This window comes from Halorubrum trapanicum (genome assembly GCF_017873555.1).
Taxonomy (GTDB): Archaea; Halobacteriota; Halobacteria; order Halobacteriales; family Haloferacaceae; genus Halorubrum; species Halorubrum trapanicum.
Map to the genome: position 1 here is coordinate 158,580 of NZ_JAGGKE010000001.1, position 19,180 is coordinate 177,759.

Below are 19,180 nucleotides of genomic sequence, written 5' to 3' on the forward strand. Positions count from 1 at the left end.
CCCCCGGGACCGGTAGTGAGCGCACTCAGATGGCGACGTACCACATCGAAACGTACGGCTGTAGCTCGAACCGGGGCGAGAGCCGGGAGATCGAGCGCACCCTCCGCGACGGGGGCCACCGCCCGGCCGACGGCCCGGAAGACGCGGACGTCGCCATCCTCAACACCTGTACCGTCGTCGAGAAAACTGAACAGAACATGCTCCGCCGCGCCGAGGAGCTGTCGGAGACGACCGCCGAACTCGTCGTCACCGGCTGTATGGCGCTCGCGCAGGGCGAGCTGTTCGCGGAGGCGGACGTCGACGCCGAGATCCTCCACTGGGACGAGGTCCCCTCCTACGTGCTCAACGGCGAGTGCCCGACGGTCACCCCCGACGCCGAGCCGGTCTTGGACGGCGTCGTCGGCATCCTCCCCATCGCGCGCGGCTGTATGAGCAACTGCTCGTACTGTATCACCAAGTTCGCCACCGGCCGGGTCGACTCCCCGCCGATCGAGGAGAACGTCGAGAAGGCGCGTGCCCTGGTCCACGCCGGCGCGAAGGAGATCCGCGTCACCGGTCAGGACACCGGCGTCTACGGCTGGGATAACGGGGACCGGAAGCTGCCCGACCTGCTCGACCGGATCTGCGACATCGACGGCGAGTTCCGGGTCCGGCTGGGGATGGCGAACCCCGGCGGGATCCACGGGATCCACGAGGAGCTGGCGGACGTGTTCGCCGAGAACGAGGAGCTGTACGACTTCATCCACGCGCCCGTTCAGTCCGGTTCCGACGACGTGCTCGAAGACATGCGCCGGCAACACCGCGTCGAGAAGTTCCGCGAGGTCGTCGAGACGTTCGACGACCGGCTCGACCACTGGACGCTCTCGACAGACTTCATCGTCGGCTTCCCCACGGAGACCGAGGCGGACCACGAGCTGTCGATGGACCTCCTCGCCGAGGTCCGGCCGGAGAAGATCAACGTCACGCGCTTCTCGAAGCGCCCCGGCACCGACGCCGCCGACATGAAGGGACTCGGCGGGACCGTCAAGAAGGAGCGTTCGAAGGCGATGTCCGAGCTGAAGATGGAGGTCGTCGGCGAGGCGTACGAGTCGATGGTCGGCGAGACGTTCGAGGTGCTCGTCGTCGAGGAGGGGACCGGCGACTCCGTGAAGTGCCGCGACGGCGCCTACCGCCAGATCATCGTCCAGAACGCGAACGACCGCGGGGTCGAGGTCGGCGACTTCCTCACCGTCGAGGTGACCGGCCACAACACGGTGTACGCGTTCGGTGAACCCGTCACGGCGGCGGCGACCGAAAGCGACCCGGCCGAGCGCGACCCAACCGGGCGCGACCCAACCGGGCGCGACCGCGTCGACGACTCCGTCGAGCGCGACGACCGCCCGGAATCGACGGTCTCCTCGGCGTAGCGGTTCGGGAACCGAATCGGCTCGTCGCCCGCGAGGAGCCGGCGGTCCGACTCATTCGGCTTCGCTTGAGTTCGCCTCGTCCGATTTCGGATCGTCCGATTTCGAGCGCCCCGACCTCGGAGCGTCCGACTGCCACTGCTTCGGCTCAGGACCCCTCGGTTTCCCGCCGACCGAACGGGGCGATCCGGGTCGGTGGGGGAGCCGGATCTGGACGACGGTCCCCCGCGGGTCGTTTTCGGCGAACTCGACCGTTCCGCCCGCCCGCGTCACGGTCCAGTAAATCAGCCACATCCCGAGTCCCTCGGTGTGTTCGAGAGCCGTTTCTTCGGCGTTCTGAAGCGTCCGCCGTTCGATCTGTGGGATTCCTCGTCCGGTGTCTTCGATGACGAGCGTCGTCGCGTCCTCGTCTCGCCGCACGCGAACCGTGATCGTCAGGTCGTCGTCGTTGTGTTCGATCGCGTTCCGAAGCGCTTCCTCGAACGCGAGCGGGAGCGACGGATGCGTCCGAACAATACAGCTGTCCGGGAGCTCCGTTCGAACCGTCACTCCGGGCGCCTCCGCGGTCAACTGGCCCACTCGCGCCTCGACGACGGTGACGATGTCGAACGACTGGAGCGTCTCGGTCCGCCAGATCGACGCGATGCGGCGCGTTCGCTCGCTCGTCTCGACCAGCTCCTCCAGGTGGCTCCGAGCGATTCGCGCTCGGTCCCCGATCTCCGATCTGTCGGCCGCGTCCTCGATCCCGTCGAGGTGGCCGAGCGCGACCGAGAGCTCGTTGCGGATGTTGTGGCGGAGCACGCGGTCGTTGATCGAAAGCAGGGTCGCCAGCTCCTGTGCCTCGATGAGCTGTTCGTCGGCCTTCACCGCGTACAGCCCCGCCCGCGATCCGACCGCCGCTCCGAGGCTGGCCGCGAACGAAAGCAGGAACGAGAGCTTGAACGGCTGCTGTTCGAGCAGCCAAATGAGCCAGACGACGACGGCGAGCGCCGCGAACGTGGCGGCGGTCCCGACGCCGATCCGCACCGCCCGCCACCGTCCGGACGGCGAGACCTCCCACCGCGGGAGGTCGTACGCGGTGTAGAAGGCCACACCGGAGAGTCCGACGATCAGCCCGAACTCGAGCAGCACGCCCGCGCCTCCGCCGTTGAACGCCAGGTGCCGCGCGCCGAGCCCGGCGCAGATCCCGCCGAGCGCGACGAACCCCGTTCGGGGGGAGACGAGGGAGGCCATCGAGAGTCGTACTCCCCCGCGACGTTTATGGGTTTCCCGGGGAGTCGGAGCGTCTCGGCGGGGCTACTCGTCGTAGATCAGCTCGACCTCGTCGGCGAACCGGTCGAGGATGTTCCGCCGCTTCTTCTTCATCGTCGGCGTGAGCAGGTCGTTCGCCTCGGTGAACTCCTCCTCGACGATCCGGAACCGCTTGATCTGCTCGTACGACTCGAACTCCTCGTTCACGCGGTCGACCTCCGCTTGGATCCGCTCGCGGACGCGGTCGTCGCGGCAGATCGCCGCGGGGTCGTCGGGGAGGTCGATCCCGCTGTCGTCGGCCCAGGCCGCGACCTTCTCGAAGTTCGGGACGATGAGCGCGGAGACGAACTTCCGGCCGTCGCCGAGGACGACGCACTGCTCGACGAACTCGTTGGCGGCGAACCGATCCTCGATCGGGCCGGGCGCGACGTTCTTCCCGGTCGAGAGCACGAGCAGCTGCTTGGCGCGCTCGCGGAAGGCGACGTACCCGTCCGGGCGGAGCTGGACGATGTCGCCGGTGCGGAACCACGGCTCCGCGGCCGCGGTCGACTCCCCGTCGTCCGTTCTGTCCCCGCCGATGCCGACGCGCTCGTCGGGAGGCGTCCCGGCGGTGACGACGCTCTCGGAGAGTTCTCCGGCGTCGACGAACGCCTCCGCGGTCGCGTCCGGCCGGTTCCAGTAGCCGTCGGTCACCTGCGGGCCGCGAACGAGCAGTTCGCCGACGTTGCCGGCCAGGTCCGCGACCTCCTCGCCGACGACTCCGCCGTCGATCGCGATCTCCGTGTCGACGACCGGCGGGCCGATGGTGCCGACCTTCGGCCGCTCCGGCGGGTTGACGCTGATGACGGGCGACGTCTCCGTCAGACCGTACCCCTCTAAGATCGGCAGGTCCATCGCGTGGTACAGCGCGCAGAGCTCGGCCGACAGCGACCCGCCGCCGGAGATGAAGAAGTCGATGTTACCGCCGATCGCCTCCCGGACCGACGAGAAGACGAGCCGGTCGGCGACCGCGCGCTTGGCGTCGAGGAGGGCGCCCGGGTCGTCGGTCTCGTGGTGGGCGCGGCCGACTTCGACCGCCCACTCGAAGATGCGCTCCTTGACCGGCGACTCGCTCGCCTGCTCGCGGATCGCGTCGTACAGCTTCTCGTAGACGCGCGGGACGCTCGTCGTCGTCGTCGGACGCACCAGTCCGAAGTCCTCGCGGAGGGTGTCGGGGCTCTCCGCGTACGCGACGGTCGCGCCCGCGGCGAACATCATGTAGTGGCCGGCCATCCGCTCGAAGACGTGCGCGAGCGGGAGGAACGAGAGCGTCGTCGACTCCGCCGAGATCCCGGGCACCTCGGGGTCGCGGTCGGGCCGGTCCGCGAACCGCCGGTAACACTGCGAGACGTTGTCGCGGAAGTTCGCGTGCGTCAGCCGGACGCCCTTCGGCTTCCCGGTCGTCCCGGAGGTGTAGATCAGGCTGGCGAGGTCGCCGGCGTCGACCGCGTCGAGCCACCCCTCGTAGGTCGACTCGCCGAACGCCGCGTCGCCGAGTTCGTGAACCTCGCCGAGCGTGTACACGTCGTCGACCGATTCCGCATCGCCGACCGACGCCTCGCCGTCGGCCGTCGATTCCCCACCCCCTATCTCGGCCGCGACCGCCTCGGCGTCAACGTCGTCGATCGTCACGATCGCGTCGAGTTCGTGTTCGAGGTCGCCCCGTACCCGGAGCACGTCGCCGAGCATCTCACGGTTCTCGGCGACGACGACGGTCGCCTCCGGGTCCTCCAGCAGGTACCGGAGCTGGTTCGGCGACGAGGAAGCGTACACCGTCGTGACTACGGCTCCCGCGGCCAGCGCCGCGAAGTCCGTCTGCGCCCACTCCATGCGGGTCTTCGAGTACATCGCCAGGCGGGTGTCGCCGTCGACGCCCAGCTCGCGGAGCCCCGCCGCCAGGTTCCGGACGATCCCGCGCATCTCGCCGTACGTCAGGTCGGCGTACTCCCCCGCGGGCGCCGACGGGACGACGTCTTCGGCGACGAGCGACCGGTCGTGGATCCCCCCCTTGTACCGCTGTGCGAGCCGGTCCGCGTGCCGCTCCGCGGTCCCCTCGAACATCCGCGGGAGCGTCTCTCGGGCGATCGCGGGGTCCGTGAACGCTCGTTCCGCCTCCTGCCAACTCATACGAACTCAGTCCCGCCCTACCCTCATAAACAATCCGGTAGTTTGGAGTTTCTCCCTGCGGGTCTCTCCGGTCCGGACGACCGCCCGCGTCTCCGAGCCGTTCTCACCGGTCGTCGAGCGCGGTGGCGAAGCCTCCCGATAGTCGTTCCCGACGGCGAAATCTTTCGAGAGCGCTCCCGGAGGTCAGCGGTCGGCGGCGATCCGCGTCCCGACGCCGTCTCTGTCCGTGCGGATCCGGTCTGCGAGCTCCGCCACCTGCGCCAACACCGGATAGCGCGGCCCGTCGGTGGGTCCGTAGAGGTAGCCGTAGAACGTCCGCTCGTGGTCGTCGCCGTCGAGGTTGGGGGTCAACGGCGGGTCGTCGAGCGAGGACTGTCGGTCGGCGGCGAGCTCGTCGCACTCTCGTTCCAGCTCCGCCAGTCGGTTCCAGATGTCGATCGCCGCGTCGGTCTCGCGCCCGGATCGGACCCCCTCCAGGTGAGCGAGCAGTCGCTGTCGGCGGCGGTCGATCGCCGTGAGCGTCGTCTCCCGGTCGGCCAGCTCGTCGATCTCCTCGTCGATCGCGCCCGCCAGCCGGTCGCGCGCGTCAGCGGCGCGCCGACTCCGGTCGACGAGCGCCGACTTGGCGCCGCTCGACAGCCCGCCGTCCGACGCCAGCGCGGTCGCCGTGTCCGGGCCGAGTTCGGCCGCCAGGCTCTCCGCCGCCGTCTCGTCGTACTCGGCCCGGTAATGCGGCAGCGACAGCACGGTGTCGTCGTACGCGGCCAGCACCCGCCGGAGCGTCACGTCGCCGCCGGACGGTCCGCCGTCGGGCGGGATCCCGTTCCCGGCCGAACCGATACTACCGAGCGCACCGGCGGGCACGCCGGACGGGTTCGAGTCCGTCGCGACCGGGACGGTGTCCATCTCGGCCACCCGGTCGGCGAACGCCTCGAACGCGTCCCGCTCGTCGAGGACGCGTCGTCGCTCGCCGCGGCAGGCCGCCTCGGCGTCGCGGACGTACGCGAACGCGAGCAGCGCGAGGATCCCGGCGATCGCGACCGCCGTGACCACTCCCGGCTCGGTCGCAATCGCGCCCAGTTCGCACCAGACGCTCGAACACCCCGCCGCTGTCACCCCCTGATCGGGGATCTGGAAGACCGCCGTCGACCCAGTCTGTACGCTCATTGCGTCTGTTAACACGGTACACGCACAAAGCGTTTTGGGCCGTGAGAGTGCCGCGTTACCACTCAACACGGATACCGGGTGATCGCCGACGGTGATCAGATCGATGCGGACAGGTTAGTGGACGATGCGTATCGGGCAGCTTTGCCTCCCGTCCGGTCAGATGCTATTCTTCCTTTCCGGACGTCTGGAACGATTCTTCGAGCGCGTTTCGAAGAATACTGTTGTCTAACTCGTTTTCTTCGATACCAGTACCGGTCGCTCGAAACCCGATTCCCTCGTCATTCAGAAAAGCAACAATGACTGGGTACAGTTCCTGTGTGTCTCTTTCTTGGTCCTGAATCTCATCCAGCTCCGCTATCATATCGTACGATACCTCACCGCTGTCGACTCTTTCCGGGTCCAGACCGATCCACGTGGCTATCGCTCGATCGTCCTCGTTCGTATAGCGGTGTATGACTTGATAGAAGTCGAACGGGTCTTCCGGACGTACGCCGCCCTGAACGATAGATTCCGTCACTTCGTATCCTCGTTCACGTATCCTTTCGTCGAGATCCGCGAATGGTGTGGTATCGCAGACACGCTCTAAGAGCATCTCCCCTTTCTGCCCGACCACCTGATGCCTCGAATTTTTGCGACTGTTCGCGCTGTCTTCGTCCATTTTGTATTGTTATTCTGGAATTAAAAATTGTATTTACTTATACTCATTCACCGAGACAAGTTACAGAGGGTGGTACGCGGGCGTCCGCTCGAATCTGTTCGTCCGTCCTCGATATCGACTCAGTTTCGGACGCCGTCGTCGGTGATCACGGTGTCGATCATGCCGATCGGGGTGGCGTCGTAGCTGGGGTTTTCGATCTCCACGTCCTCGACCGGTTCGCGCATCACCTCGACGGCGTCGCGGAACTCGTTCTCGAACCGGAACTCCTCGATGGTCTTCGCGCCGGAGCCGACCGCGGTGACGGGGACGCCGAGCTCGCGGGCGGTGACGACCAGCGGGAAGGTGCCGATCCGGTTGTAGTACGTCCCGCCGGTGATACAGGTGATCCCGAGGAGGACGCGGTCGCAGTCGCGGAGCGCGTACCCCATCGCGCTGTCGACGACCATCCGCGTCTCGACGCGGGACATCCCGGCGAGGACGCGCGCGGTCTTGCGACCGAGGGTCCGCGGGCGCGCCTCGGTGACGTAGACGGTGAGGTGCGCCCCGTCGCGGGCGGCGTTCTCGATGGCCTCCAGCACCGTCGTCGAGTAGTCGTGGACGAGCAGCGTGTCGCCGTCCTCGATGTGTTCGGCCGCGTTGGCGGCCGCCTCGCCTTTCGCCGTCTCGATGTCGTCGACGACCCGGGCGATCACGTCTTCGAGCAGCTGCTTCGCGCCCTCGACGCTCGTCGCCTCGCCGACGATGGAGCGCTCCACGTCGCGCATCGCGTTGTGGAGCGCGGCGTGGGAGGGGTTCGACCGGCGCAACACGCCTGCGTTGTGTTCGAGGTCGCGCTCGAACTCGTCGACGGTCACGTACTCGCGGTCGAGGAGGTCCGCGAGCGACCGCGTCGCCTTCACGGCCACCGCCGACGTGCTGTGAGTCCGCATCGCCCGAATCTCGGCGACGGTCTCGTCGATCATGCCCGAAGGGTCGGCCGGACCGGTAAAAGGGGTTCCGGGGGCAGGCCGGCGGGGTGGGATAGCGGCGAGCGGAAGCGAGGCGGGCCGGCGGCGAGGCGCTCCAGCCGCGCCGGCGGCCTACTCGAACCCGAGTCGGCCGACCGCGCGCGGCAGACACCCCTCGCCCGGTTCGACGTACGAGTAGTGGTCCGCGACGAGGTCGGTGACCTCGACGTCGGCGTACCCGTCCGGCGCGGTCGCGGCGTCCGGGAGTCCGCCGTGCCCGACCGCTCTGGTCCGGTCGGAGGCGCGATACACCCAGCCGAGGACGCGGTCGTTGCGGCTGTGGAAGTTGTAGAGCGGGGCGTCGAGCGCGGCGATCGCCGACCCGTATCGCCCGTCGGTCCCGGCGCTCTCGTTCGGGATCGCTCCGCCGAACAGCGACGCGGAGGCGAGGACGCCGGTCCGCCCGCGCTCGTCGAGTTCGCGGAGCGTCTCGCCCGTCACCCGGGCGCCCAGCGAGTGCGCGAACAGGTGGACCGGGCGCCCGTCCTCGTCCGCCCACGCCGTCAGCCAATCGGCCAGCGGGACGGCGTTCGCCTCGGCGGTCTCCTTCGCGGGTCCCCAGTCGTCGTTCGACGCCCACGAGTAGCCGATCACGGGGCGTGCGCTCTCAGCGCCGGCGTCACCGTCGCCCGCCCCGCCCGTCGCCGCATCCAGCCCCAGCCGAGCGGTGTACGCCTGATCGCGGGCGGACTCGGCGTCCGCGCCGAGACCGTGAACGTACAGGACCACGGAGTCGGTCCCGCCGAACTCCCACGAACCCGACCGCTCCGTCGGGTCCGCCTCGTCGAGGCGCCCGCGCGTCGACACCATCGGCTGCGTCTCGGGCGCGTCGTACCCGCCGGAGTCGCCGTCGAGCGCGTTCGCGACGTAGAGACCGCCGCCGCCGAGGAGACCGAGACCGCCCGCAGCGCCGTACAGGAGTCGCCGTCGCGTGACGAGTCCGGAGGGGCCGTCCGATGCGTCCGAATCGTCGGCAGGGATATCGGATGAGATATCGAATCGTCGGCCCGAACGATCAAATATCTGACGCGGCGGCGACGGCTGTTTATAAACGGATCTCCTACGTCGGGTATGAGCTACCCGGTCACGTACTACTGTCCCCACTGCGGGACGCTCGTCGCGCTCGAACGCGAGGGGTACCTCGCGGACAAGTCGGTGACGCCGTACCCGCTGGAGGGGTGGACCTACGTCGCGCCGACGGAGCCGTTCGACGCGGATGAAGACGGTGAGAGCGATGACAATACCGTTGAGGCGGATGGCGTCCGGTTCGTCTGCGGCGAGAGCGACGGGGTCGACTGGGACCCGCACGACGGCGTGCGGGGGACCGACGTGGGCGGCGACGAGCCGTATCGGGAGCCTGACGGCGAGGGCGTCGGCTGCGGCGAGCCGTTTTATTTGTCTTTCGTCCGCTACGAGGACGGCCGGGAGATCGACCCGGAAGCGGAGTCGGAGCCGGTCGAGATCAATCCCGATCCGCGGCCGAGCGGTCCCCGCGGGCCGGGCGGTCCCGGCGAGACCGGCGGCCCGGGCGACTCCGACGGCGGCTTCTGGTGACTACTCGGTGAAAGCTGCGGCCAACTGCTTATAAATGGTTGCTAGCGCAGAGAGTGTCTCAAAAACCCCAGCCGCTCGCTTATAAATAGTTGATAACAGATCGACGGCGAACACCGCCAAAGCCCCAGCCGTGAGGGCGGCGCACGCTCGCTGTCGTTCGAGACGCCTTCGGCGTCTCGTGATGACGAAACGGCTTCGCCGTTTCGAACCACGCTCCTCACTCGGTCGCTCACTCCGCTCGCTCCCTCGTTGTGGTGCTTGCGTCGCCTGCGCCGCCCTCGCGGCTGCCCCTTTGAGTCCCGTCCCGCACAGCACCTCACCCTCCCCAGCCTCGTCGGCGGTCCTCCGCTTCGCTCCGGACCGCCGACTCCCTCGCGCGTGCTCCTCGCGGCCGCCTTCGGCGGCCACTCGGAGGCGCGCGCCACCGTATCGTTCATTTATAAGTGTCGTCTCCGTGGACTCCCGAGACTTCGCGAGTCGAACAGCCAAACCCCTTAAACGGGGAGCGAGTAGCTCCGTCCATGGAAAGCATCAATCGGACCGCGATCGAGCTGGTCGACGAGGCGCTCGATTTCGCCGGCGAACTGGACGTCGTCGGCTACGAGCTGGACAACGGCGCCACCGTCGTCGACTTCGGGGTCGACGCGGCCGGCGGGGTCGAGGCGGGACTGCTGCTCGCGGAGATCCAGACCGCCGGGCTGGCGAACCTGCGGACCCGAATGGGAACGCTCGCGGGCGCGCCGCGCCAGTACGTCGAGCTGTCGACGGATCACCCCGCGGTCGCGCTGCTCTGCTCGCAGAAGGCCGGGTGGGAGGTCACGACCGAGGGCGGCTTCGAGGGCCTCGGCTCCGGGCCGGCTCGCGCGCTCGTCGGCCGCGAGGCGGAGTTCGAGCGCGTCGGCTACTACGACTCCTCGGAGTTCGCCACGCTCGCGATAGAGTCGACGACGCTGCCCGACGAGGCGGTCGCCGAGCAGGTCGCGGAGATGGCCGAAGTCGACGCCGAGGGCGTGTTCCTCCCGACGTTCGCCACCGGCTCGACCGCCGGCTCCGTCACCACCGCGGCCCGCGCCGCGGAGCTCGCCGTCTTCCGCCTGCTGGAGGTCGGCTACGAGCCGACGGACGTGCTCCACGCCTCCGGCTCGGCGCCGATCGCGCCCCCGACCCGCGACGAGACCGAAGCGATGGGCCGGACCAACGACGCGCTCGCGTACGGCGGCGAGGTCCACCTTCAGGTCGCCCGCGACGACGACCGCTTCGACGAGATCGTCTCGACCGCCAGCGAGGAGTACGGGACCCCCTTCGTCGAGGTGTTCGAGGACGCCGACTGGGACTTCTACGAGGTGCCGGAGAGCGTGTTCGCCCCGGCGCAGGTCACGGTCGACGTCGTCGACGGTCCCGTCTACACGGTCGGCGAGACCGACGAGGAACTGCTCGCGGAGTCGTTCGGCTACCGCTGATCTCCGTCGGACTCGACGCGTGCGACTCAAACCCGTCCCCGAACCCCCGACCGACCTCGATCGCCTCCGCGAGTACCAGCGCGCGGTCCCGCTCGTCCCCGGCGACACCGACGACTGCTGCGCCCGCCTCCGCCGGCGGTGTGACCTCCCCGACCGGCAAACGGCCAACGACTGGCTCGCGTTCCTGCGCGCGCTCGGCTTGGTCGAGGAGACCTCTCGGGGGTTCGTCCGCGCCGACGCCGAACCGACCCCGGAGCGCGTCCGCGAGGGGCTTCGGACCGGGATCCTGTTCGTTCCCGAGGCGCTCGCCGCGCTCGACGAGGCTTCGCCCGACGACCCCCTGACCCCGGACGACCTCTTCGCGGCCACCCGCGACGCGGTCCCGCGCCACGACCGCGCCCGCGACCCCGATTGGGAGGCCGCGTGGCGCGACCGCGCGCGGCGGCTGCTGGAGTGGCTCGCGCTCGTCGACCTCGCGGTTCGCGCGGACGCCGACCCGGACGGAGCCGCGGAAGGCGCCGGCTACGTCGCCGGCGACGCCGCCTGACGGCGCGACACTCGTCGTCCGCCCGACGGCTCGGCGCTCGCGGGCCGCCCTCCACCCCGACCGCCACCCCGCAACAAGCCTTTTACTCGCCGCCGGAGAGTGGCGCATATGGGACGCTTCGACGAGCGCACGGTCCGCTACGAGCCGACGAGCGTCAAGGACCTGCTCGTCGAGATGAAGGACACCGCGGAGCTACTGATAGACCTCTCGTACTCGGCGGTGCTCCACGGGAGTCCGACGGTCGCCCACGAGGTCGTCGAGCTGGAACACCGGATGGACGTGCTCCAGATGCGCGCCCGGATGAGCCTGATGCTCGCCGCGCGGAACCCCAACGAGGCGGAGACGCTCGCGCCGGTCCTCGGCGTCATCGCCGCCGCCGACAAGGTCGCGGACGCCGCGGGCGACATCGCCAAGATCGTCACCGAGGAGATCGGGCTCCCCGACGCGATGCGGGGCGCGCTCTCGGCGGGCGTCGAGACGCTGATCCGCGGGACCGTGGCCGCCGACTCCGCGTACGCCGGGCGGACGCTCGACGACATCGACCTCGAATCGGAGACGGGCGTCCGCGTCATCGCGGTCCGCCGCGACGAGGACTGGATCCTCAACCCCGGGCCGGGCACCCGACTGAAGGCGGGCGACGTGACGCTGTTGCGCGGGCCGGAGGCCGGCGTCGCCGACGTGTACCCCGAACTGAGCGGCGAGGCGTTCGAGCCGGAGCCGCCGGCCGAGCCGGCGATAGACGATCTGGAGCGCGCCGTCGACTCGATCGTGTTGATGAAGAACCTCTCGGAGCTCGCCGTCGATCTGGCGTACGGCTCCGTCCTCTTCGACAACGAGGAGCTGGCGGAGGAGGTGAGCAACCTCGAGATCGAGGTGGACGCGCTCCAGTCGCGGTTCGAGGCGTGGACGCTCCGCGCGGCGGCCGAGGCCGACGATCCGGTGTCGCTGCGCGGACTTATCCACCTCGGCGTCGCGACCGAGGAGATCTCCGACGCCGCGCTGGCGATCACCGAGGGCGTCCGCCGCGACCTCGACGTCCACCCCGTCGTGGAGATGGCGGTCCAGGAGTCCGACGAGATAATCACTCGCACCATCGTCGGCGAGGGGAGCGACCTCGACGGGACCGCGGTCGCCGACGGCGTGCCCGCGACCGACATCTCGACGAGCGTGCTCGCGATCCGCCGACCGGACGACGGGTGGCTGGTCGGTCCGGACATCGACACCACGCTGCGGGGCGGCGACGTGATCATCGCGAAGGGGACCCGGACCTCGGCGGAGGAGTTCGATGCCCTCGCGGCGTGAGGCGGACGGGGAAGCCAGGGGCGGGGAGTCGGACCCGGCTGCCCTCGCTCGGTCGTACTACGACGCGCTCGACGCCGGCGAGTACGACCGGCTCGCGTCGCTGCTCCACCCCGAGTTCGTCCAGCGACGCCCCGACCGAACGTTCGAGGGGCGCGACCGGTTCGTCGCGTTCATGCGCGACGAGCGGCCGAACACCGACACCACACACGTCGTCGAGCGCGTCTATCCGGCCGGTCCCGGCGTGGCGGTTCGGGGGCGCGTGCTCGACGCCGACGGCGCGGAGCTGTTCGCGTTCGTCGACGTCTTCTCGGTCGACGCGGGGCGGCTGACCGCGCTGGAGACGTACGCGGCCGAATCGTAGACTGCGCGCCGGCGACACCGTCCCCCGAACGAGCTTCTACCAGGCCGCGCGCAACACGCCGAGGACCTCCTCCGCCGTCGCGTCGAGGTCGGCCGGCGCGCGCTCCATCGGCGGGTCAGCGGCGACGAACTCGGCGATTTCCGGCAGGTCCACCTCGTCGGTCTCGGGCAGGTCTCGGAGCCGGCTCGGCACGTCGAGCGCGTCGCGGACCTCGGCGACCGCCTCGACGACGTCCTCGGCGACCGCGTCGTCGTCGCGGCCTTCGGTCCGAACGCCCAGCCCGGCCGCGAGCGCCCGGCGGCTCGCGTCGACCCGGTCGAAGAGGGACGCCAGCGCGTGGGGGGCGACGACCGCGTGGATCGCGCCCTGTTGGACGTCGTACCGGCGGGCGAACCCGTGACCGAACGCGTGGATCACGCTGATCTTGCGGTCGAGCTGGACGAGCAGCGCCCCCACGACCGCGCGGTCGGTTGCGGCCTCGCCGCCCGGTCGGTCGCCGGCCACGCGGGGGAGCGCGTCAGAGAGGAGGCGGAGCCCGTGGACCGCGGCCGCGTCGCTCACGGGGGAGGCGTCGCGGGCGTACGGCGTCTCGATCCCCTTGTCGAAGCCGTTCATCGCCGATCCGGCCAGCACCGAGGTCGGCGTCGTCTCGAACAGCGCCGGGTCGGCGACGTCCGCGACCGGCCACGCGCCGCTCCCGCTGACGGTCACCGGCTGGCCGGTCGGCGACTCGGCGGCCGAAAAGACCTCCAGCGACCCGCCGGCCGAGACGTCCGCGCCGGCGAACGTCGTCGGGACGGCGACGACGGAGAGGTCGGGGTCCGTCCCGGCTGCGAGGTCGCCGAGGGCGTCCGGCCCGGTCTCCGCGTCGGCGCGGAGTTCGCCGAGGTCCCGGCCGTCGGCCGCGAGCAGCGTCGCCTGTCTGGCGATATCGAGGCTGGCGCCGCCGCCGACCGCGACGAGGACGCTCGCTCCCACCTCCGCTCGCGCGTCGAGCAGGTCGTACGCCGTCTCGACATGCTTGTCGGGAGCAGTCCCGTCGAAGACGCCGGCGAGCCGGTCGCCGAGGCCCTCCCGGACCGGACCCATCAGGGCGTCGTTCGCGCCCGTGTTCGATCCGCAGACGACGAGCGCGTCCCCGAGGTCGCGGTCGTCGAGCCAGTCGCCGAGACCGGCGATCCGTCCCCGTCCGTATCGGATCTCGCAGCCTCGGTGAACGTGTTCGAAGGAGTCCGCGATCGGTAGCATCGACGGGCGGTACGCGGGGCGCCGGCTTGTAGCTGTGGGAATGCTCCGCATACTGCGGTTTACTCCTGGACCGGGACCCGACGGTGCGCCGAATCGACCCTCCGACGCGTCGACCTCGCCGTTCACGCGCGCGGGCGTGCGCCGGGTTTAACTACTGACGGCGATTAGCGACGGTAAGTTCCTATGTCAGAGCAGAGCGAATACGGAGCCGGCCAAATTCAGGTCCTCGAGGGCCTACAGGCCGTCCGTAAGCGACCGGCGATGTACATCGGGTCCACGGACGGTCGGGGGCTCCACCATCTCGTCTACGAGGTCGTCGACAACTCCATCGACGAGGCCCTCGCGGGCCACTGCGAGGAGATCGAAGTTCGGATCCACGACGACGGCTCCGTCTCCGTCGCCGACGACGGACGCGGCATTCCGGTCGACACCCACGAGGAGTACGACCGCCCCGCGCTGGAGGTCATCCTGACGGTCCTCCACGCCGGCGGGAAGTTCGACTCGAAGTCGTACCAGGTCTCGGGCGGACTCCACGGCGTCGGCGTCAGCGTCGTCAACGCGCTCTCCCAGCGGCTGGAGGTCGAGGTCAAACGCGACGGCGGCGTCTTCCGCCACGAGTTCGCGGCGGGAGAACCCGCCGAGGACGGCTTCGAGCGCGTCCGCGACATGGACGCCGACGAGTCGACCGGAACCCAGATCCGCTTTTGGCCCGACGAGGAGATATTCGAAACGACCGAGTTCCAGACGTCGACGCTCGCCAACCGGCTCCGCGAGCTGGCGTTCCTCAACTCCGGCGTCGAGATCCGCCTCCTCGACGACCGCGACGACACCGCGGAGACGTTCCGCTACGACGGCGGGATCCGCGAGTTCGTCGCGTACCTCAACGAGACCCGCTCGCCGATCCACGAGGAGGTCATCTACTTCGAGGACGAGACCGACGGCGTCCACGTCGAGGTCGCGATGCAGGCGACCGAGGAGCTTCAGGGGTCCGTCCACGCGTTCGCGAACAACATCAACACCCGCGAGGGCGGCACCCACCTCACCGGCTTCAAGACCGCCCTGACGCGGACGGTCAACGACTACGCCAACGAGCACGGGTTGGTCGACGACCTCGACGCCAACCTCAAGGGCGAAGACGTCCGGGAGGGGCTGACGGCGGTCATCTCGATCAAACACCCCGACCCGCAGTTCGAGGGGCAGACGAAGACGAAGCTCGGCAACAGCGAGGTCCGCGGCGTCGTCGAGTCCGCGACCCACGAGAAGCTCGGCACCTTCTTCGAGGAGAACCCGGAGACCGCCGAGAAGGTCGTCCACAAGGCCGCGGAGGCCGCCCGCGCCCGGAAGGCCGCGAAGAAGGCCGAGGAGCTCACCCGCCGGAAGTCCGCGCTGGAGTCGACCGCGCTGCCCGGCAAGCTGGCGGACTGTCAGACCCGCGACCCGACCGAGGCGGAGCTGTTCGTGGTCGAGGGCGACTCCGCGGGCGGCTCCGCGAAGCAGGGCCGCAACCGCGAGAACCAGGCGATCCTGCCGCTGAAGGGGAAGATCCTCAACGTCGAGAAACACCGGCTCGACCGTATCCTCGAAAACGACGAGATCCGCGCGCTGATCACCGCTATCGGCGCGGGCATCGGCGAGGAGTTCGACATCGACGACGTGCGGTACAACAAGATCATCCTCATGACGGACGCCGACGTCGACGGCGCTCACATCCGGACGCTCCTCTTAACCCTCCTCTACCGCCACATGAAACCCCTCCTGGAGGCCGGCTACGTGTACGCGGCCCAGCCGCCCCTCTACCGCGTCCGCTACCGCGGCGAGACGTACGACGCGATGACCGAGGCGGAGCGCGACCGCATCGTCGCGGAGGAGTGCGACGGCAACCCCACGCAGGTCCAGCGGTTCAAGGGCCTCGGCGAGATGAACCCGGACCAGCTGTGGGACACCACGATGGACCCGGAGAACCGCCGGCTCAAGCGGATCACCATCGACGACGCGGCCGCGGCGGACCGCATGTTCAACGTGCTGATGGGTGACGCGGTCGAGCCGCGCAAGCAGTTCATCAAGGAGCACGCGACCGAGGCGGAGTGGGTGGACATATGAGCTCCGACGCCCCCGACGCCGACCCCGGCGACGTTCCCGCCGCGCAGGTGACGAACGCGCGCATCGAAGACGAGATGGAGCAGTCGTACATCGACTACGCGATGTCCGTCATCGCGGGTCGCGCGCTCCCCGACGTGCGCGACGGACTCAAGCCCGTCCACCGCCGGATCCTCTTCGCGATGAACGAGGCGGGCGTGACGAGCAACTCCGCGCACCGCAAGTCCTCCTCAGTCGTCGGCGAGACGATGGGGGATTACCACCCGCACGGCGACAGCGCCATCTACGACACGCTCGCGCGGATGGCCCAGGACTTCTCGATGCGCTACCCGCTCGTCGACGGGCAGGGGAACTTCGGCTCCGTCGACGGCGACCCGCCGGCCGCGATGCGGTACACGGAGGCCCGGATGTCCCCCATCGCCGAGGAGCTCATGGCGGACATCGAGCGCGACACCGTCGACTTCCAGGCGAACTACGACGACCGCCTCGAGGAGCCGGAGGTCCTGCCGGCGGCGTTCCCGAACCTGCTCGTCAACGGCTCCTCGGGCATCGCCGTCGGGATGTCGACGAACATCCCGCCGCACAACCTCGGCGAGGTGATCGACGCCACCGTGGAGCTGATCGAATCCCCCGACGCGACCGTCGAGGACCTGATGGAACACGTCAAGGGCCCGGACTTCCCGACCGGCGCGAACATCGTCGGGCGGAACGCGGTCCACAAGGCGTACAAGACGGGTCGCGGCCGGATCCGCGTCCGAGCGGAGTTCGAGGTCGACGAGGAGGAGAGCCGGATCGTCATCTCCGAGCTCCCCTTCCAGCAGAACAAGTCGCGGCTCGTCGAGCGGATCGCGGAGGACGTCAACGAGGGCGCCATCGAGGGGATCCGCGACCTCCGCGACGAGTCCGACCGCGACGGGATCCGGATCGTCGTCGACCTCAAGCGCGACGCGATGGCCGAGGTCGTCAAGAACCAGCTGCTGGAGAGCCACCTCGAACGCACGTTCGGCGTCATCAACCTCGCCCTGGTCGACGGCTCGCCGCAGGTGCTGGACCTCAAGCAGACGCTCGAACACTACGTCGACCACCGGCGCGACGTGGTCCGCCGGCGCTCCGAACACGAACTCGAAGAGCGCGAGGACCGCGCGCACATCCTCGAAGGGCGGCTGAAGGCGCTCGACAACGTCGATAGCGTCGTCGAGACGATCCAGGACTCCGACGACCGCGACGCCGCGAAGGCAGCGCTGGAGTCCGCGTTCGACTTCACCGAGGCGCAGGCGGCGCATATCGTCCGGATGCAGCTCGGTTCGCTCACGTCGATGGAGACGGCCGAGATCGAGGCGGAGTACGAGGAGGTGAACGCCCGGATCGAGCGGCTGGAGACGATCCTCTCGGATCCCGACGAGCTCGATCAGGTGATCGTCGACGAGCTGCGGGAGATCAAAGACGAGTACGACGACGAGCGACGCACGAGCTTCATCGAGGACGCGGGCGACGTGACCCACGAGGACCTCATCCCCGAGGAGGAGTGCGTCGTCGTGATGAGCGAGGACGACTACATCAAGCGGATGTCGCTGGACACGTTCCGCGCGCAGAACCGCGGCGGGAAGGGGATCATCGGCACCGGACTCAAGGAGGGCGACCGCGTCTCCTCCGTGTTCGCGGCCAACTCCCACGACTACCTCCTCGCGTTCACCAACCACGGGCAGATCTACGAGCTGAAGACCTACGAGATCCCGGAGATGTCCCGCACCGCCCGCGGGAAGTCCGCGGTCAACCTCCTCGATCTCGACGACGGCGAGGAGATCGAGTCGGTCGTCAACACCGAGGACCTCGACGACGACGAGTTCCTCACGATGGTCACCCGCGACGGCTACATCAAGCGGACCGCCGTCGACGAGTTCGGCAACATCCGGTCGACCGGGATCCGCGCGATCCGGCTGGAGGACGGCGACGAGCTGGTCGACGTGGAGGTGACCGACGGCGAGCGCGACATCGTCATCGGCAGCCGCAACGGGATGGCGATCCGGTTCGCGGAGTCGGAGGCCCGGGCGATTGGCCGGACGGCCCGCGGCGTGATCGGTATCGACCTCCGCGAGGGCGACGCCGTCGCGGGCGTCGCCGCCATCGACGACGAGTACCACAACTGGGTGCTCACCGTCACCGAGAACGGGTACGGGAAGCGCTCGGACCTCGACGAGTACCGCCAGCAGTCCCGCAACGGGAAGGGACTGATCGACATCAAGACCGGCGACCGCAACGGCGAGGCGGTCGCCATCGAGGCGGTCACCCACGGCGACCACCTGCTCGCGATGAGCGCGGCCGGCCAGATCATGCGGACCCGCGTCGAGGAGATCTCGACGGTGAGCCGCAACACGAAGGGCGTCATCGTGATGAACCTCGAACCCGACGACGAGGTCGCCTCCGTCGACATCGTCCCCGAGTCGGTCCACGCGGCCGATGGCGACGACGCCGAAGCGGACGACGACGAGTAACGTTCGGCGACCATCTTTTCGGCGCGTCGACGACCGCGAGCGGCGTGTGTGGGCTTGAAGTCCCACCGCGACAAGCGACCGCCATGGAACGACGTCGACTCCTCGCCGCGAGCGCCGGCGCGCTCGCCGGAGCGGCCGCGGGCTGTCTCGGGGTCGGCGAGTCCGAGCCGAGCCGCCTCGACCTGACGGTCCGCAACGACGGCGACGACGCGGTCGACGTGGAGGTGGTCGTCGAGGGCGACGACGGAACGACGTACGCGGAGGAGTCCGACCGCGTCGACGCCGGCGTCGCGCGGGCGTTCGAGGTGCCCGTCGGCGAAACCGGGCGTCACGAACTCGCGGTGACCGGTGCCGACTGGGAGGGTCGGCTGGCGTGGGACGCGGGCACCTGTCGCCTGTACGACGGGCAGATCACGGTCGACGGCGAGCAGGTCGCGGTCGCGGGCGAGTGCGCCGATCCGCGGTAG

Annotated in this window: 16 protein-coding genes; 9 read left to right on the forward strand and 7 right to left on the reverse strand. The window is 69.3% G+C overall.

Annotation, left to right across the window (positions count from 1 at the left end):
- Nucleotides 1-29 precede the first annotated feature (29 nt).
- The gene (locus J2744_RS00790; RefSeq protein WP_209543190.1) at nucleotides 30-1,406 is read left to right on the forward strand and encodes a tRNA (N(6)-L-threonylcarbamoyladenosine(37)-C(2))-methylthiotransferase; all 1,377 of its coding nucleotides are present in this window, start codon (nucleotides 30-32) and stop codon (nucleotides 1,404-1,406) included.
- Nucleotides 1,407-1,457: 51 nt separating this feature from the next.
- On the opposite strand, the gene J2744_RS00795 is transcribed toward J2744_RS00790, so the two are convergent.
- From J2744_RS00795 to J2744_RS00820, 6 genes are all read right to left on the reverse strand, one after another.
- Nucleotides 1,458-2,636 (reverse strand): sensor histidine kinase, encoded by a 1,179-nt coding sequence (locus tag J2744_RS00795; RefSeq protein WP_209543192.1) that lies wholly within the window; start codon nucleotides 2,634-2,636, stop codon nucleotides 1,458-1,460.
- A gap of 63 nt (nucleotides 2,637-2,699) precedes the next feature.
- Nucleotides 2,700-4,820, reverse strand: a complete 2,121-nt coding sequence (locus J2744_RS00800) for an AMP-dependent synthetase/ligase (protein ID WP_209543195.1) — start codon at nucleotides 4,818-4,820, stop codon at nucleotides 2,700-2,702.
- Between the two features lie 183 nt (nucleotides 4,821-5,003).
- The gene (locus J2744_RS00805; RefSeq protein ID WP_209543196.1) at nucleotides 5,004-5,987 is read right to left on the reverse strand and encodes a DUF7260 family protein; all 984 of its coding nucleotides are present in this window, start codon (nucleotides 5,985-5,987) and stop codon (nucleotides 5,004-5,006) included.
- 163 nt (nucleotides 5,988-6,150) lie between these two features.
- On the reverse strand, nucleotides 6,151-6,645 hold the full coding sequence (locus J2744_RS00810; RefSeq protein WP_209543198.1) for a hypothetical protein: 495 nt from the start codon (nucleotides 6,643-6,645) through the stop codon (nucleotides 6,151-6,153).
- Between the two features lie 119 nt (nucleotides 6,646-6,764).
- On the reverse strand, nucleotides 6,765-7,607 hold the full coding sequence (locus J2744_RS00815; RefSeq protein ID WP_209543200.1) for a translation initiation factor eIF-2B: 843 nt from the start codon (nucleotides 7,605-7,607) through the stop codon (nucleotides 6,765-6,767).
- Nucleotides 7,608-7,724: 117 nt separating this feature from the next.
- Nucleotides 7,725-8,462, reverse strand: a complete 738-nt coding sequence (locus J2744_RS00820; RefSeq protein ID WP_209543202.1) for a DUF726 domain-containing protein — start codon at nucleotides 8,460-8,462, stop codon at nucleotides 7,725-7,727.
- A 261-nt stretch (nucleotides 8,463-8,723) separates the two neighbouring features.
- On the opposite strand from J2744_RS00820, the gene J2744_RS00825 reads away from it, so the two are divergent.
- From J2744_RS00825 to J2744_RS00845, 5 genes are all read left to right on the forward strand, one after another.
- Entirely contained in the window at nucleotides 8,724-9,206 is a 483-nt protein-coding gene (locus J2744_RS00825; RefSeq protein WP_209543204.1) for a hypothetical protein, read from the forward strand.
- 521 nt (nucleotides 9,207-9,727) lie between these two features.
- Nucleotides 9,728-10,666 (forward strand): methenyltetrahydromethanopterin cyclohydrolase, encoded by a 939-nt coding sequence (mch, locus tag J2744_RS00830; RefSeq protein ID WP_209543206.1) that lies wholly within the window; start codon nucleotides 9,728-9,730, stop codon nucleotides 10,664-10,666.
- 19 nt (nucleotides 10,667-10,685) lie between these two features.
- Entirely contained in the window at nucleotides 10,686-11,213 is a 528-nt protein-coding gene (locus tag J2744_RS00835; RefSeq protein WP_209543207.1) for a hypothetical protein, read from the forward strand.
- A gap of 108 nt (nucleotides 11,214-11,321) precedes the next feature.
- Complete coding sequence (locus J2744_RS00840) at nucleotides 11,322-12,515, forward strand: potassium channel family protein (protein ID WP_209543209.1); 1,194 nt, start codon at nucleotides 11,322-11,324, stop codon at nucleotides 12,513-12,515.
- Nucleotides 12,499-12,876: a nuclear transport factor 2 family protein gene (locus J2744_RS00845; RefSeq protein WP_209543212.1), complete on the forward strand. Its 378-nt coding sequence runs from the start codon at nucleotides 12,499-12,501 to the stop codon at nucleotides 12,874-12,876. The genes J2744_RS00840 and J2744_RS00845 overlap by 17 nt, the downstream gene beginning before the upstream one ends.
- A 36-nt stretch (nucleotides 12,877-12,912) precedes the next feature.
- Here J2744_RS00845 and J2744_RS00850 read toward each other — a convergent pair whose 3' ends face one another.
- Nucleotides 12,913-14,124: an iron-containing alcohol dehydrogenase family protein gene (locus tag J2744_RS00850; protein ID WP_209543984.1), complete on the reverse strand. Its 1,212-nt coding sequence runs from the start codon at nucleotides 14,122-14,124 to the stop codon at nucleotides 12,913-12,915.
- A gap of 183 nt (nucleotides 14,125-14,307) precedes the next feature.
- Here J2744_RS00850 and gyrB point away from each other — a divergent pair, with 183 nt between their 5' ends.
- The 3 genes from gyrB to J2744_RS00865 all read left to right on the forward strand — a co-directional run bounded on the left by gyrB (nucleotide 14,308) and on the right by J2744_RS00865 (nucleotide 19,180).
- The gene (gene gyrB, locus J2744_RS00855; RefSeq protein WP_209543214.1) at nucleotides 14,308-16,224 is read left to right on the forward strand and encodes a DNA topoisomerase (ATP-hydrolyzing) subunit B; all 1,917 of its coding nucleotides are present in this window, start codon (nucleotides 14,308-14,310) and stop codon (nucleotides 16,222-16,224) included.
- Nucleotides 16,221-18,713 (forward strand): DNA gyrase subunit A, encoded by a 2,493-nt coding sequence (gyrA, locus tag J2744_RS00860; RefSeq protein ID WP_209543215.1) that lies wholly within the window; start codon nucleotides 16,221-16,223, stop codon nucleotides 18,711-18,713. The genes gyrB and gyrA overlap by 4 nt, the downstream gene beginning before the upstream one ends.
- Before the next feature lie 83 nt (nucleotides 18,714-18,796).
- Complete coding sequence (locus tag J2744_RS00865; RefSeq protein ID WP_209543217.1) at nucleotides 18,797-19,180, forward strand: hypothetical protein; 384 nt, start codon at nucleotides 18,797-18,799, stop codon at nucleotides 19,178-19,180.

Excerpts from the sequence above, each read along its gene's own strand:
- J2744_RS00790 (WP_209543190.1), top strand. The coding sequence starts at position 30 with ATGGCGACGTACCACATCGAAACGTACGGCTGTAGCTCGAACCGGGGC.
- J2744_RS00795 (WP_209543192.1), bottom strand. The coding sequence starts at position 2,636 with ATGGCCTCCCTCGTCTCCCCCCGAACGGGGTTCGTCGCGCTCGGCGGG.
- J2744_RS00800 (WP_209543195.1), bottom strand. The coding sequence starts at position 4,820 with ATGAGTTGGCAGGAGGCGGAACGAGCGTTCACGGACCCCGCGATCGCC.
- J2744_RS00805 (WP_209543196.1), bottom strand. The coding sequence starts at position 5,987 with ATGAGCGTACAGACTGGGTCGACGGCGGTCTTCCAGATCCCCGATCAG.
- J2744_RS00810 (WP_209543198.1), bottom strand. The coding sequence starts at position 6,645 with ATGGACGAAGACAGCGCGAACAGTCGCAAAAATTCGAGGCATCAGGTG.
- J2744_RS00815 (WP_209543200.1), bottom strand. The coding sequence starts at position 7,607 with ATGATCGACGAGACCGTCGCCGAGATTCGGGCGATGCGGACTCACAGC.
- J2744_RS00820 (WP_209543202.1), bottom strand. The coding sequence starts at position 8,462 with ATGGTGTCGACGCGCGGGCGCCTCGACGAGGCGGACCCGACGGAGCGG.
- J2744_RS00825 (WP_209543204.1), top strand. The coding sequence starts at position 8,724 with ATGAGCTACCCGGTCACGTACTACTGTCCCCACTGCGGGACGCTCGTC.
- mch (WP_209543206.1), top strand. The coding sequence starts at position 9,728 with ATGGAAAGCATCAATCGGACCGCGATCGAGCTGGTCGACGAGGCGCTC.
- J2744_RS00840 (WP_209543209.1), top strand. The coding sequence starts at position 11,322 with ATGGGACGCTTCGACGAGCGCACGGTCCGCTACGAGCCGACGAGCGTC.
- J2744_RS00845 (WP_209543212.1), top strand. The coding sequence starts at position 12,499 with ATGCCCTCGCGGCGTGAGGCGGACGGGGAAGCCAGGGGCGGGGAGTCG.
- J2744_RS00850 (WP_209543984.1), bottom strand. The coding sequence starts at position 14,124 with ATGCTACCGATCGCGGACTCCTTCGAACACGTTCACCGAGGCTGCGAG.
- gyrB (WP_209543214.1), top strand. The coding sequence starts at position 14,308 with ATGTCAGAGCAGAGCGAATACGGAGCCGGCCAAATTCAGGTCCTCGAG.
- gyrA (WP_209543215.1), top strand. The coding sequence starts at position 16,221 with ATGAGCTCCGACGCCCCCGACGCCGACCCCGGCGACGTTCCCGCCGCG.
- J2744_RS00865 (WP_209543217.1), top strand. The coding sequence starts at position 18,797 with ATGGAACGACGTCGACTCCTCGCCGCGAGCGCCGGCGCGCTCGCCGGA.